Below are 13,911 nucleotides of genomic sequence, written 5' to 3' on the forward strand. Positions count from 1 at the left end.
CGCCCGCGCCCCAACTGCACCCGCCCCGGACGCACCTGCCCAGCCGCGTGGCGCTCGCGCACCTTGGGCCGTTCCGCCGACAACCCAGCCCCCGACTAGAACCGCCCCAGCCCAGTATTGCGCATCACGGTCGCCACCAACGCGCCCCCGCGCAACTGGCCGCTTTCGGCCCAGCGTGCGGCGAATAGCGCCATGATCTGATCGCCATCCGCGACATGGCCGGTCTCGTCGATGATCATCACCCGATCCGCGTCGCCATCCAGCGAAATCCCAAGATCGGCCCCATGCGCAACCACCGCCTCGGCGCAGGTCTGGGTGTGGGTCGAGCCGCAATTCTCGTTGATATTGCGCCCATCCGGAGAGACGCCGACCGGGATCACCTCGCAGCCCAGCTCCCACAACACGGCGGGAGCGGCGCGATAGGCGGCGCCATTGGCGCAATCGACCACCACTTTTAGCCCCTGACGCCCGCCCTTGGGAAAGGTCGTTTTGGCATATTCGACATAGCGGCCCAGACCGTCATCGATGCGCTTGGCGCGACCGATGTTTTCGGGCTGGGCAAGGCGGATCTCTTGATCCAGCATCGCCTCGATCTCGGCCTCGGCGGCATCGGACAGCTTAAAGCCATCCGGACCGAAGAACTTGATTCCATTGTCTTTTGCTGGGTTGTGACTGGCGGAAATCATGATCCCCAAATCGGCCCGCATCGAACGGGTCAAATAGCCCACGGCGGGTGTTGGCACCGGGCCCAGCAGCAGCACGTTCATCCCCGTTGAGGTCAGCCCCGCCGTCAACGCATTCTCAAACATATAGCCCGACAGGCGGGTGTCCTTGCCGATCACGACGCGATGCCCGCGCGAGTTGTCGCGGCGAAAATACCGCCCCGCCGCCGCGCCAAGCTTGAGCGCGACTTCGGCCGTCATGTGACCCGAATTGGCCTGACCGCGCACACCGTCCGTGCCAAAAAGCTTTCTGCTCATTGCCCGCCCTCCTCGTGGTATCCTCTTGTTATCGCGTCCCAAAGCCGGACCCCTTGAGCGATTTCCGCGACATCGTGGACGCGGTGAATCTGCACGCCCTGCCCCAGCCCCGCCAGTGTCACCGCCAGCGAGCCCGGCATTCGGGCCTGGGCATCTTCGGCCCGCCCGATGGTGCCGATAAAGCGTTTGCGCGACGCCCCAAGCAGCAGCGAACACCCAAGCCCGTGAAACAGGCTCAGCCCCCGGATCAGCGCCAGATTGTGCTGCAACGTTTTGCCAAATCCGATGCCGGGATCGGCGATGATAGCGGCGCGATCCACGCCATGCGCCTCGGCCAGCGCGATGCGATCCTCAAGGTAGTCATAAACATCGAGCAGCACGTCAGAATAGCGCGGATCGTCTTGCATATCCTCGGGCAGGCCCTGCGCATGCATCAGGCAGATCGGCACACCGGACACCTGCGCCACTTCGACCATCGCGGGATCAAATTCCAGCGCGGAGACATCGTTAAGCATATCCGCGCCCGATTCCAGCGCCTGATCGGCCACAAGCGCCTTGCGCGTATCAATCGAGATTGGCGTATCAAAGTCCACCTCGCGCAGCGCGGCAATCACCGGGGCGGTGCGTGCAATCTCTTCATCCTCGGATACTTCGTTGGCACCGGGGCGGGTCGATTCGCCGCCAATATCCAGAATATCCGCGCCCGCCTCGCGCAGCTCAAGCGCGCGCGCGATGGCGGCATCTTCAAGATCATATTGCCCGCCATCCGAGAAACTGTCGGGCGTGACGTTCAAGATCCCCATGATCCGGGGCGCATCCATGCGCAGCCCGGCGACCGGCGCGCGCGCGGTGCACAGGCGCAGCATGATATCTTCGGGCAGATGGCTGGCGGGGATGATCTCGGGCTCGGCGTCGCGCCGGATCAGTTCGACCTCGTCGAACCAGCACCAACCTGCGGCCAATGTCAGGGCGCTGTCGGGACGCGCGGTATCAAGACGCAGAAGCGGGCGGTAATAAGTCTTTTCCATGCGCCCATTCACCTTATCGGCGCGCCTTTTTCAAGCCATTCAAAGCGATGCTCGCGTGATTGGCACGCGGCTTCCCGCCGGGGCTGAAATATCTCCGTGAAGCTCAAGGCGCGCGGCGGCCAGATGCTCGGCCAGCCACAGCGTCAGCGCCACCGCATTATGGGCAGGCGCGCTTGGGCCATCGACGGCATCAAGCACGATTTTCGAGGGTGCCCAGACCACCATCTGCCCGTGGCGCATCGCCCAGTCGATCTCGGTGCGTGTGGCGACCACAACGCAACGCGGATCGCGCGCCGCCAAGCGCCAGGCGTTTTGTTCAATCGCGAGCAGGTCGATGCGGCGCTGGGTCGGGCCCTGCCCGCTTTGCACGACGGGCCCGTCCGGCAGGCCGACGGCCAAAATCACCGGCGCGCCCGCCTTTTGCAGCGCATCCAGACGCGCGCCCAGATCGGGGGCGTCAATCGCGGCGTTGGAGAGATAAGCGACGACCGGGTGCAGCGGCTCTTCTCCGCCATCGGCGCGCAGACCCTTGGTTGGAGCCACGGCGCGCGAGCGCACGATTTCCACGCCCAAAGCCCCCGGCCCGCGATCAAGCTTTTCGATACGCACGAAGACCCGCATCGCTTGCGGCGCGGCCAGCACACGCTCGGCGACGCGCGCCGCGAGGGTTTCCAGCAGATTCACCCGTTCCTCGGCCAATTCGGCGGCGATGGCCTCGGTGATGCGATCATAGGACAGGATGCGATCGACATCGTCTTCAAGGGGCTCGGGGGCCGGGCGCACCTCGACCACCACATTAAATTGCAGACGTTGCGTTTGTCCGCGCTCTTGCTGGAACGCGCCGATATCGGCCTCAACCACATGATCGCGCAACGAAATTCGGTCGCGCGGATCGGTGGGAGCAGACGCGGCCGCGCGCGCCTCGGGATGGGCAAAAGCCAAAGTGATATCGGAACTCATGGCCCCCTCCGGGAATTGCGTCATTTGAACAAGCATAGAAAAAGGGCGGGACAAAGCCCACCCTCATCCGTCATTTCACGCGCGATCCGCGACCTCAATTCGAGGCGGTACGGATCGGATCGGCGTAAAACAGGTGATGCCCGATTGCCGCCGTCTTATCGAAGACACGCGACCAGCGCGGATAGCTGTTGCGGGTGTGGAAATAGGTCGCCCCATCGGTCAGGCTGCGCGGCGCACCGTCGATCATCGCGCGCGCGACCTTGGCCACCCGTGCAAACGCGCCTTTATTGTGCACGGCATCGGCGCGGCCATCGCAATACCAGCTGAACTGGCAGCCGCGCGAATTGGACTGATGCACAACACCGCAGATCGAGCCGGGGAAGCGCGGGTCATCGACCCGGTTCAAGATCACTTCGGCCACCGCCTGCTGACCCTTCACACCTTCACCGCGCGCTTCGAAATACAGTGCCTTGGAAAGGCATTCGAACTGCTCACCGCCGGTCGCCTTGGGTTGCTGCGCAAGCCAGGTCGCGGACAGCATCTTGGGCATGACGCCTTTGGTTGCGATCTTTTTGGAATGGGCGGGCGCCATCGAGAGCGCGGTCACCCGACGCTTGTCGATCACGCTCATCGCCGAGCGTTCCTGCCACAGAACAGACATAAGGCCTTGTTCGGCCACTTCGGTCGGGTCGTTGGACTGGCTCACCGTTACTTCGGCACGCAAGCCTCCGGCGAGGGCCAGGAGGACAACAGCGCCCCCCGTCCAGCTTTTCAGCACTGACATGTTTATCTTCCGATAAGGACAATCGCCACATCCCCCCAAGGGCGTGACCGCGCTCACTTAACGTCAGCTGTCAAAAAAGTCCAGAAAACATGGAACCGTGCCCTAAACCCCACAGGATTCGCGGCGGATTCTTGCCATGTTGATGCGCTAAGTTCCGCGCTGTCCCTTAAAGAATCGGATAAACCGAACTGCGGGGATTTGCCAATGGATAAACGCTAAACTGCGCGAAATCTTGCCCATTTACGCGCCCGTCAAGGCGTGCTGCGCCCGCGCGGAGCCAAAAGTGCGAAATGCGCTGCGGCTAAACGCGCAACGGGCACACGAAACGGTGAACAGGACACATAATCGAACCCGGCGGCGCGACAAAACGCGATTGATTCGGGGTTGCCGCCATGCTCGCCACAGACCGAGATCGTGATGTCCGGGCGCGCCCCACGCCCCCGCGCCGCTCCCATCAACAACAGCTCGCCCACGCCCTCGACATCAAGAATGTGGAACGGGTCTTCTTCATAGACCTGCTGATTGACGTAGGTGGACATGAACCGCCCCGCATCGTCGCGCGACAGCCCATAAGTCATTTGTGTCAAGTCATTGGTGCCAAAGGACAAGAAGGCCGCGTGTTCAGCGATCTCCCCGGCACGCAAAGCCGCACGGGGGGTTTCCACCATCACGCCAAGGCGGAAGGTGAAGGACGATTTCGTCTCATTGCGCACGGTGGCGGCGACGGCATCGATGCGGGTCTTCACGAGCTCGACCTCGCGCGAGGCCGAGACCAGCGGGATCATGATATCGGGCACGATTTCCGCACCGCGCCGTTTGGCCTCGACCGTCGCTTCAAAGATCGCGCGCGCCTGCATGTCGTAAATTTCGGGCACGGTGATGCCCAGACGCACGCCGCGCATCCCCAGCATCGGGTTGAACTCGCTCAGCGCCTCACAGCGGCGCATCACGTCCGATAGCGGACGATCCAACGCCTCGGCCAATTCGCGCATCCCCTCGCGATCATGGGGCAGGAATTCGTGCAAGGGCGGGTCGAACAGACGGATGCAGACCGGCTGGCCCTTCATCAACTCAAACAGGGTCAGGAAATCGGCGCGCTGCATCGGTAGCAGCCGTTCCAGCGAAGCGCGACGATCCTCGGGGCTGTCGGCAAAGATCATTTCGCGCATGACGGTCAGGCGATCTTCGTCGAAAAACATATGCTCGGTGCGGCACAGACCGATCCCGTCGGCCTCAAACATCAGCGCGGTGCGCGCATCATCGGGCGTGTCGGCATTGGCGCGAATCCCGATATCGCGCACCAGATCGGCCCAGTGCAGCAACGTGCGAAACCCGTCATCCAGCGCAGGCGCCAGCATCTCGGCGCTGCCCACCAGAACCTCGCCATTGGTGCCATCCAGCGTGACGATATCGCCCTCGCGGAAAATCCGCCCCTTGGGGCCGCGAAACTGGCGCTCGCGGGCGTTCAGTTCGATCTCGGAACAGCCCACGATACAGGGCAAACCCAGACCGCGCGCGATCACCGCCGCGTGGCTGGTCATGCCACCGCGTTCGGTCAGCACCGCCACGGCGGCATGCATGCCGCGAATATCCTCGGGCGAGGTTTCGCGGCGCACCAGAATGCAGGGTTCGTCGCGCGCGGCGGCGGCCTGCGCGGCGGCGGCCGTGAACACGATCTTGCCCGTTGCCGCCCCCGGTGAGGCCGCAATGCCGCGCGCCAGCACATCACGGGGCGCGCGCGGATCGACCTGATAATGCAGCAATTCCGTGATCGCGCGGGGTTCGACGCGCAGCAGCGCATCCTCGCGCGAAATCACCTTATCCTCGGCCAGCGCGACCGCGATGCGCACCGTGGCGCGCGACGAGCGCGGTACGCGCACCGCATCAATCACATGGACCTGACCCGATTCAACGGTGAATTCGAGCTGCATCTCTTCGCGCAGTTTTACCCGACACGCCGCGCCATATTCACAGAGCTGGTCAAAGACGCGCTGGTCGGCCTCTTGCAGCGAGGCTCCGCGCGGATCGCGTGTCAGATACAGCGCCTCGATCGCAGCTTTGCGACCTTGGCTTTGGCCGCGAAACCGACCCGTGACCTGCGTCGCGCCTGTCACCGGATCGACGAATTGGATGGTGCCCGAGCCCGACAGCCCCGGCCCGATCCCCAGCGCCATTTCCTGCACCAACAGCCCGAGGGCGGCATCAGGTGGCGCTCCCTTGGCCTGACGCAGCAGCCGCGCGGTCGTGCCTTCCCAAGCACGCGCCATCGAACGCAGCACCTCACCCAATTGACGCGCAGGCGATTGCGGGAAACGCTCGTCCGTCTCTTCCTCAAAGGCGTCAAGCGCGAGGTCTAGCGCGCCCGGCCCCGAATCCTGCTGAAACATATCCGGATCGAGACGCGCGACATGGATCGCATATAGCTGCACGAAGCGCAGATAGAGCGCATCCGCCGCCTCGGAGCCGTGGGTGTTGGAGAGATGCGCGTGCATATCGTCGTTCATACCGACATTGAGCACCGTGCCCGGCCCGCCCCATTCGGGGTTTTCCGGGCTTGAGCGCACCGAAACCAGCATATGCGGGCCGAATTCCTTGACCAGCGCGACGGTGTCGATGCTTTGCCCTGCGGCGATAGCGCGCACGGTTTGGGCGGGCAGCGACACGGTTGTGGGCACCGGCAAATCCAGCCGGATCAGCCGTTGCAGGCATTTCGCACGCCAGCCATGAGTCGCCGTCCCGACCGAAGCCGAGGGCGTCAGGGTGACAAAGTCAGCGATTTCAAACAGTTTCTGCATTGCAGCATAAATCTCCACTCAGGCAGAATAGGGCGATTTTGCGCACTCGCAAGTGCGCCGTCACGAGAAACGACGCAGCGTTACCCGTGCGCCCTGTCGCGACGCTGGGACAGGGGCCGCGGTCGGGAGCCTCCGGCGGGAGTATTTTTGGCCAGATGAAAGGGCTTAGCCCTCGATTCGGGTGAGGTCGGCCACGCTGAGGCAGATTTGGCGGATGCGCGAGAGCAGGTTGAGACGGTTGCGCCGGATCACTTCGCTGTCGGTATTGATTTGCACCGCCTCGAAAAACGCATCAATGGGGCTGCGCAGATCGGCCATTGCGGCCATTGCGGTGGCGAAATCTTCGGACTCCATCGCCGGGGCGATCTGTGCCTCGGCGGCGTCGAGCGCGGCGAAGAGGGCTTTTTCCTCGGGCGTTTCGGCGAATTTCACATCCGCGCCGAAGGAATATTCGACCCCGTCTTTTTCCTCGGCTTGGGTGAGGATGTTATTGGCCCGCTTAAACCCTTGGATCAGGTTCGCGCCATCCTCGGTCTTGAGGGTTTGCGACAGAGCCTGTGCGCGTTTCACGACGAGGGTCAGGTCGTCGCTGCCGGGCCCCGCGGCGCTTGCCGCCGCAGACTCAACAGGTTCGAGCACAGCGTCGATCACGTCGTGGCGGATGCCTTGGTCTTTGAGGAAGACTTTAAGGCGGTCGTGGAAGAAGGAGAGGAGGTTGGCAAGCACAGAACTATCGTCCGTTGCCAATAGGTTTTCGAGTTCCGGCGACGAAGAGAACTCACTAGGATCTGCACCTTTGCTTACACTGGACAACCATTCCTGAAGCGCTGCGTTAGATTTGTCTCGAAGACTCTTATCCACATTTTCCATGCTCCGTAGAAGCACGCTGAACAGCCCCACTCTCAGTCCATTCTCCAGCACCAACCGGATCACCCCAAGCGCAGCGCGGCGCAGCGCAAAGGGGTCTTTCGACCCTGTGGGTTTCTCGTCAATCGCCCAGAAACCGGTCAGCGTGTCGATCTTGTCGGCAAGGGCGACGGCGACCGAGACGGGCTCGCTGGGCACGGCGTCGGACGGGCCAAGCGGCGCGTAATGGTCGCGCACGGCGTCGGCCACGCGATCATCGAGACTAGCACTTTTTGCATAATATCGGCCCATCACCCCCTGCAATTCGGGGAATTCATAGACCATTTCCGACCTTAGATCGGCTTTGGCAACGCGGGCTGCCTCGGAGGCGAGGTCGGGGCTGGCGCCCACCAGCGGGGCGATTTCGCGCGCCAGTGACTCGATGCGGCGGATGCGCTCGCCCTGAGAGCCCAGCTTGTTGTGGAATGTCACGGCATCCAGACCCGCGGCCATGCCCTCAAGCCCGTGGGTTTTGATCGTGCGCTGATCGTTTTCCCAGAAGAACTTGGCATCCGACAGACGCGCCGAGAGCACCTTTTGGTTGCCCGCAAGGATGGTCGCGCCGTGGTCGGCGGTTTCGCGGTTGGCCACGGTCACGAAACCCTCGATCCGGCCGGTTTTCGGGTTTTTCACCGAGAAGAATTTCTGATGCTCTTTCATCGAGGTTTGCAGCACCTCGGGCGGCAGGTCGAGGAATTCATCGTCGATCTGCCCCATCAGCGTCAAGGGCCATTCGACCAGCCCGGCGACCTCGGCCAGAAGGCCTTTGTCTTCAACGACGTCCCAGCCCTTGGCAAAAGCCATTTGCTGAGCATCGTGCCAGATCGTGGCGGCGCGGCTCTCGGAATCGAGCACGACCTTGGCCGCCTTGAGCTGGCGCGCGTAGCTTTCAAACCCGCCGACCGAAAACGCATCGGGGGCCATGAAGCGGTGCCCGCGCGTGCTGTCGCCCGCGATGATGCCATCGACATCAAGCGGGACGATGGTGGCCCCGGCCTCATCGGACAGGATCGCGAGGATCGAATGCAGCGGGCGCACCCAGCGCAAGCTGCCCGCGCCCCAGCGCATGGATTTCGGCCAGGGGAAGTTGCGGATCGTGTGTTCGAGCACCTCGGCCACGATCTCGGTCGCGGGGCGGCCGGGGCGTTCGATGGTCGCGAAGTAGACTTGCCCTTTTTTGTCGTCGCGGATTTCCAGTTGGTCCTTCGAAAGACCGGTGGCGCGCAAAAATCCGTCGAGCGCCTTTTCGGGGGCATCGGTGCGCGGGCCTTTGCGTTCTTCGCGCAGGGTGGGCGAGTTGGCGGTCAGCCCCTCAATCGCCAGCACCAGACGGCGCGGCGTGGAAAACGCGCCCGCATGGGCGTAGGTCAGCCCGGCCTCGACCACGCCATCGGTGATCAGCTTTTGCAGATCGGCGCGCGCGCGCGGCTGCATCCGGGCCGGGATTTCCTCGGAGAACAGTTCAATCAAGAGATCGGGCATGTCACTTCTCCGCTTCGGAATTCAATTGGTGCCAGACATAGGCCTGACCGTCGGGATAGATTGCCACGACGCGATCAACGCCGGGGTGAATGTCGTGCTGAGACAGGAAGGCCACGGCGCGCCCGGCTTCAAGATCGGCGCCGATGCGTTTGGCATCAAAGCAGTCGAACCATCTTGGCCCGATCAGCGGCGTGGGTTTGTCGTAGACCTGAAAGGTTTCGGTGGCCGTGGGCAGCGACAGATCGGTGCGGAAACAGGCGCGGTAGCGCAGTGGCGAGCTGTCGGCGTCAATGCCCTGATAACCCGCAACATCCAGCGGGTCGAGCGTGCCGCCAAGCTCGGCCAGCGTAATCGCAGCACCCGGAGCCGTAGCCGAGACGGTCTGATAATAGCCATATTCCTGCGCGTAATAGACGCCCGCGCCAAAGGCCAGCGCGATCAGCACGATGCCGCCCCCGATATATTTGCCATTCACGCTGCGGCCCCGTTCGGTTGCGCCCCGCCCGCTTCGGTACGCACAAAGGCATCGGCGCAGACTTTGGCGAGCGCGCGCACACGCCCGATATAGGCCTGGCGTTCGGTGACCGAGATCACGCCGCGCGCATCGAGCAGGTTGAACAGGTGGCTCGCCTTGATGCATTGATCATAGGCCGGGTGCGCCATGATGATCTTGCGGCCCGCATCGTCGGTATCGTCACTGGCAAGGATGCGGCCACATTCGGCCTCGGCATCCTCGAAATGGCGCAACAGCGTGTCGGTATCGGCCACGTCGAAATTCCAGCGCGAATATTCCTGCTCGGTCTGGCGGAACACATCGCCATATTTCAGCGCGATGGGCGCGGAGGGGTCGTTATAGGGCATGTCCATCACGTGATCGATGCCCAGCACATACATTGCCAGACGCTCAAGCCCGTAGGTCAGCTCGCCCGCGACGGGTTTGCAATCATGCCCGCCGACCTGTTGGAAATAAGTGAATTGCGACACTTCCATGCCGTCGCACCAGACTTCCCAGCCAAGCCCCCAAGCGCCCAAAGTGGGGCTTTCCCAGTCATCCTCGACAAAGCGGATGTCGTGCAAGTCCAGATCAATCCCGATGGCGGCCAGCGAACCGAGATAGAGATCTTGCAGATCGGGCGGGCTGGGTTTGATCAGCACTTGATACTGGTAGTAGTGCTGCAGACGGTTGGGGTTCTCGCCGTAGCGCCCGTCGGTAGGGCGGCGCGAGGGTTGGACATAGGCCGCAGCCCACGGCTTATCGCCCAGTGCGCGCAGCGTCGTGGCCGGGTGGAACGTGCCCGCGCCGACTTCCATGTCATAGGGCTGCAACACCGCGCAGCCCTTGGAGGCCCAATAGCTCATCAATCGCAGGATAATCTCCTGAAACGATCTCGGCGCGCTCTGGGGGGCGTTTTGGGGGGCGTCGGGATTGGCCATGTCTCACCTCGAATAAAGCGCCTTCTTCCTAGGCAAGGGGGGCGTGGGCGTCAACGCCTCGCAAGCCCGATCTGCATGGCGATCTGCGGCCCAAGCCCCACATCCGCCGATTTCCTGCCACTCGAGGGGGTGACCTTGCGCGCGGTTTCGATACGTTGCGCGACAAGACGATAAAAAGGGGTGGGTATGCGCAAGGTTCACAAAGCGATTTCGGTCATTGTCGGGGCGAGTTTGACGGCGATGGTCTGGACCGGCAGCGCATGGGCGCAGGCTTGGGTGCAGATCGAGGCGAAATCTTCGCTCGCACAAGCAGAGGAACGCGCGCGCGACTGGGCGGGGATGTTTCCGGATGCCTCGGGCTTTCGTTTGAAATCGGGCTGGTATGCGATTGCGCTGGGGCCGTTCGCGGATGAGCAAACGGCCGATGATCGCCGCCGCGCGCTGCGTCAGGACGGGTTGATCCCGCGCGACAGTTTCGTGGCCGATGGCGGGCAGTTCACACAGCAGTTTTGGCCGATTGGGGCAAGCCTGAGCGGCGCGCCGATCAGGCCAGTCGAGACCCAGCCCCTGCCCGACACCGCCCCTGCCCTTGGCGCGACTGAAGTCCCCGCCCCCCCTGCGGCTGAGCCCGCAACGCCCGCGCAGCCCGCACCTGAAACATTGGCAGATTCTCGCCGTCTTGAAAGCGCGCTGAGCCGCGATCAGCGCCGCGACATTCAGGCCGCGCTGGATTGGGAAGGCAGCTATCAAGGCGCGATTGACGGGTTGTTCGGGCCGGGCACGCGCAGCTCAATCGCCGATTGGCAGATGAAAAACGGCTTTGAGCCGACGGGGGTTCTCTCTTCGGCGCAGCAGATGGAATTGCTCGACCGGGTGGCGGCATCACGCGCCGCGTTGGGGCTGCAAACGGTCGATGAGACCGAGGCCGGGATCTCAATAGAGCTGCCGTTGGGGCTGGTGCAATTCGCGCGCTACAACACGCCTTTCGTGAATTACGCGCCCAAAAACGATAGCGGCGTGCAGGTCTTGCTGATCTCGCAGCCGGGCGATGCGGCGCGGTTGCGCGGTCTGTATGATGCGATGCAAACGCTTGAAATCGTGCCGGTTTCCGGGGATCGCACCCTGCGCAACAATGGTTTCACCATTGAGGGCGGCAACAGCGAAATCCAGTCTTATACGCAGGCCACGCTGTCCAAGGGGCTGATCAAGGGCTTTGTGCTGGTCTGGCCTGCAGGTGATGCCAAGCGCATGGGCCGGGTGCTGGAGGCGATGAAATCCAGCTTCAAGCCGATTGGCACCGCCGCGCTGGATGCCACGCTGGGCCAGCCGATGTCGGTCACGCGCGCAGCCCTGATGGCGGGGATTGAGAAACGCACGCCGGTGTTTTCGCGCTCGGGGTTTTACATTGATGCCAAGGGCTCGGTTCTGACGGCGGCGCAGGGGCTGGCGCAATGCGGGCGCATCACCGTCGATGCGCATCCCGCCGATCTGGCGTTCAACGACGCGCAGATGGGGTTTGCCGTGTTGCAACCCAGCGCGCCGCTTGCCCCCAAAGGGTTTGCGCAATTCAGCACCCAATCCCCGCTTGCAGGCGCGCAAATCACCGTGGCGGGATTCTCTTACCCCGAAGCTCTGCCCGCGCCGGTGTTGAACTTTGGCACGCTGTCCGCGCTCAAGGGGCTGGCGGGCGAGACCGATCAGGCCCGCATCGAGGCCAAAACGCGCGCAGGCGATGTCGGCGGGCCGATACTGGATGGCACGGGCGCGGTGATGGGGATGTTGCTGCCCCCCGCGCAGGATGCCGGCCGGATGTTGCCCGATGGCTTGCATGCCGCGCTGCAGGCGCAGGCGATGGCCCCGGCGCTGTCGCAAAACGGCTTCCCCCCCGAGGCGGCCAGTTTTTCCGGCCCGCGCGCAGCCGAAGACCTGCAGCAGATCGCCGATCGGATGGTGGTGCGGGTGTCGTGCTGGAAGTGATCTAGGCGCGCCAGAAGCGGGGAAGGAACAGCACGAGCACGCTCATCAATTCGAGCCGCCCGATGCACATCGCCCCGCTCATCAGCCATTTCGCACTGGCCGGGAAATCCGCGACCGAGCCATTGGCCGTTATCTCGGGGCCCCAAGCCGGGCCGATATTGGCGATCGAGGTCCAGGCGGCGGTCATCGCGGTTTCGGTCTCAAGCCCGGTGAAGGTCAGCGCGATGATCAGCACCCCGAAGGTCAAGATGAACAGCGAAAAGAACGCCACGACCGAGTTGACGACTCCGTCCTCAACGGCCTGCCGGTCATATTGCACGCGCAGCAGGCGATGGGGTGAATAAAGCCGCTGGATTTGCACCTTGATCGCCTCGAACAAGATCAGGTAGCGAAACACTTTGACCGAGCAGGCGGTTGAGGACGTGCAGCCCCCGATCAGCCCCGAAATGATAAGAACGGTAAAGGCGAGATGGCCCCATTGGGTGATGTCTTCGGACGCGTAGCCAGTACCGGTAAAGGTCGAGACGACGTTGAATGTCACCTCGCGCAGGGTCGGCCAGAACGAAGTCTCGTGGCGGATCATCCGGTAGATCACGATCACCGCAATCGCATAGCCCATCCATCGCAGGAACGCGCGCACCTGCGGGTCGCGCCAGAGTGGCACGACATTGCCCTGCGTCATCTGCACAAAGCGGATAAACGGCATCGCGGCGAGCGCCATATACACTGAGGAGGCATATTCCGGTGCGCCCTTATAGGTCGCAAAAGAGGCGTCGTAATTGGAAAACCCGCCCGTGCTCATCGTGGTGAGCGCATGCATCACCGCATCAAACCCGGTCATGCCCAGCGCCATATAGGTCATCGCGCAGGCAATCGTGAGGCCGACGTAAATACGGATCAACGCGGTTGAGATATCCATCGCGCGCGGCAGAATTTTGCCAAGCGTATCAAAGCCTTCCGAGCGGAAAAACTGCATCCCGCCGACCTTCATCACCGGCAGAAAGATCATCGCGACGATGATAATCCCCAAGCCCCCCAGCCATTGCAGCAAGCCCCGCCACAGGTTCACACCCGGGGGCAAGCCATCAAGATGGGGGATCACGGTGGTGCCGGTGGTGGTGAGGCCCGACATCGCCTCGAAATAGGCATCCGTCAGGTTCAGATGCGGCGCCCCCAAGATCATCGGCAGCGCTCCAAACAGCGGCAAAGTCAGCCAGACGGCCGTGGTCAAGACGAAGCTTTGCTGAATGGTCAAAGTGCTGCGCAGCGCATCGCGCGAGGCCAGCGACAGCACGAAGCCGGTACTGACCGTCAGGATCGCGCTTTCGACGAATACCTGCCAATGGGGTGATCCATAACCCCAATCCACCTCCGCCGGGATCAGCATCGTCAGCCCCAGCACGGATGTCAGCATGCCGATGATGTAGCCTACCGGGCGCAGATCGATCATGTGCCCACCTTGCCCAGCTAACGGGGCTAGTCAATAGCCGCAATCGGGGTTTGCAAAGTCCTTGAGTTTGATCTGTAAATTTGCCGCGCTTTGCAGATAGGCCTTGCGCTGCGCT

At 62.9% G+C, this 13,911-nt stretch carries 9 protein-coding genes and 1 pseudogene; 1 reads left to right on the forward strand and 9 read right to left on the reverse strand.

The window, feature by feature from the left end; translation table 11 throughout:
- Positions 1 to 98: 98 nt before the first annotated feature.
- The 8 genes and pseudogenes from QZ571_RS12555 to QZ571_RS12590 form a co-directional block, all read right to left on the reverse strand.
- Positions 99 to 980 (reverse strand): annotated as a pseudogene (locus QZ571_RS12555) (phosphoglucosamine mutase); the annotation flags it as partial.
- Positions 977 to 2,008: a dihydropteroate synthase gene (gene folP / locus QZ571_RS12560; RefSeq protein ID WP_295535294.1), complete on the reverse strand. Its 1,032-nt coding sequence runs from the start codon at positions 2,006 to 2,008 to the stop codon at positions 977 to 979. The pseudogene QZ571_RS12555 and the gene folP, both read right to left, overlap by 4 nt.
- A 39-nt stretch (positions 2,009 to 2,047) precedes the next feature.
- Positions 2,048 to 2,968 (reverse strand): dihydroneopterin aldolase, encoded by a 921-nt coding sequence (locus QZ571_RS12565; RefSeq protein WP_295535297.1) that lies wholly within the window; start codon positions 2,966 to 2,968, stop codon positions 2,048 to 2,050.
- 94 nt (positions 2,969 to 3,062) lie between these two features.
- Entirely contained in the window at positions 3,063 to 3,752 is a 690-nt protein-coding gene (locus QZ571_RS12570; RefSeq protein WP_295535300.1) for a cell wall hydrolase, read from the reverse strand.
- A 251-nt stretch (positions 3,753 to 4,003) separates the two neighbouring features.
- Positions 4,004 to 6,547, reverse strand: coding sequence for a putative PEP-binding protein (locus QZ571_RS12575; protein WP_295535304.1), 2,544 nt, complete (start codon positions 6,545 to 6,547; stop codon positions 4,004 to 4,006).
- Positions 6,548 to 6,712: 165 nt separating this feature from the next.
- Positions 6,713 to 8,935 (reverse strand): glycine--tRNA ligase subunit beta, encoded by a 2,223-nt coding sequence (gene glyS, locus QZ571_RS12580; protein ID WP_295535307.1) that lies wholly within the window; start codon positions 8,933 to 8,935, stop codon positions 6,713 to 6,715.
- Position 8,936: 1 nt separating this feature from the next.
- A complete protein-coding gene (locus QZ571_RS12585; RefSeq protein ID WP_295535310.1) occupies positions 8,937 to 9,410 on the reverse strand; it encodes a DUF6446 family protein in 474 nt (157 codons plus the stop codon).
- Complete coding sequence (locus tag QZ571_RS12590; RefSeq protein WP_295535311.1) at positions 9,407 to 10,369, reverse strand: glycine--tRNA ligase subunit alpha; 963 nt, start codon at positions 10,367 to 10,369, stop codon at positions 9,407 to 9,409. Before QZ571_RS12590 ends, QZ571_RS12585 begins: the two co-directional genes overlap by 4 nt.
- Before the next feature lie 186 nt (positions 10,370 to 10,555).
- On the opposite strand from QZ571_RS12590, the gene QZ571_RS12595 reads away from it, so the two are divergent.
- Positions 10,556 to 12,346, forward strand: coding sequence for a trypsin-like peptidase domain-containing protein (locus tag QZ571_RS12595; protein WP_295535315.1), 1,791 nt, complete (start codon positions 10,556 to 10,558; stop codon positions 12,344 to 12,346).
- Between the two features lies 1 nt (position 12,347).
- On the opposite strand, the gene QZ571_RS12600 is transcribed toward QZ571_RS12595, so the two are convergent.
- The gene (locus QZ571_RS12600) at positions 12,348 to 13,796 is read right to left on the reverse strand and encodes a TrkH family potassium uptake protein (RefSeq protein ID WP_295535317.1); all 1,449 of its coding nucleotides are present in this window, start codon (positions 13,794 to 13,796) and stop codon (positions 12,348 to 12,350) included.
- Positions 13,797 to 13,911 lie beyond the last annotated feature (115 nt).

This window comes from uncultured Thioclava sp., from assembly GCF_913064665.1.
GTDB lineage: Bacteria > Pseudomonadota > Alphaproteobacteria > Rhodobacterales > Rhodobacteraceae > Thioclava > Thioclava arctica.

Bases quoted from the DNA above. Each gene is read 5' to 3' on its own strand.
- folP (WP_295535294.1), bottom strand. From the start codon at position 2,008: ATGGAAAAGACTTATTACCGCCCGCTTCTGCGTCTTGATACCGCGCGT.
- QZ571_RS12565 (WP_295535297.1), bottom strand. From the start codon at position 2,968: ATGAGTTCCGATATCACTTTGGCTTTTGCCCATCCCGAGGCGCGCGCG.
- QZ571_RS12570 (WP_295535300.1), bottom strand. From the start codon at position 3,752: ATGTCAGTGCTGAAAAGCTGGACGGGGGGCGCTGTTGTCCTCCTGGCC.
- QZ571_RS12575 (WP_295535304.1), bottom strand. From the start codon at position 6,547: ATGCAGAAACTGTTTGAAATCGCTGACTTTGTCACCCTGACGCCCTCG.
- glyS (WP_295535307.1), bottom strand. From the start codon at position 8,935: ATGCCCGATCTCTTGATTGAACTGTTCTCCGAGGAAATCCCGGCCCGG.
- QZ571_RS12590 (WP_295535311.1), bottom strand. From the start codon at position 10,369: ATGGCCAATCCCGACGCCCCCCAAAACGCCCCCCAGAGCGCGCCGAGA.
- QZ571_RS12595 (WP_295535315.1), top strand. From the start codon at position 10,556: ATGCGCAAGGTTCACAAAGCGATTTCGGTCATTGTCGGGGCGAGTTTG.
- QZ571_RS12600 (WP_295535317.1), bottom strand. From the start codon at position 13,796: ATGATCGATCTGCGCCCGGTAGGCTACATCATCGGCATGCTGACATCC.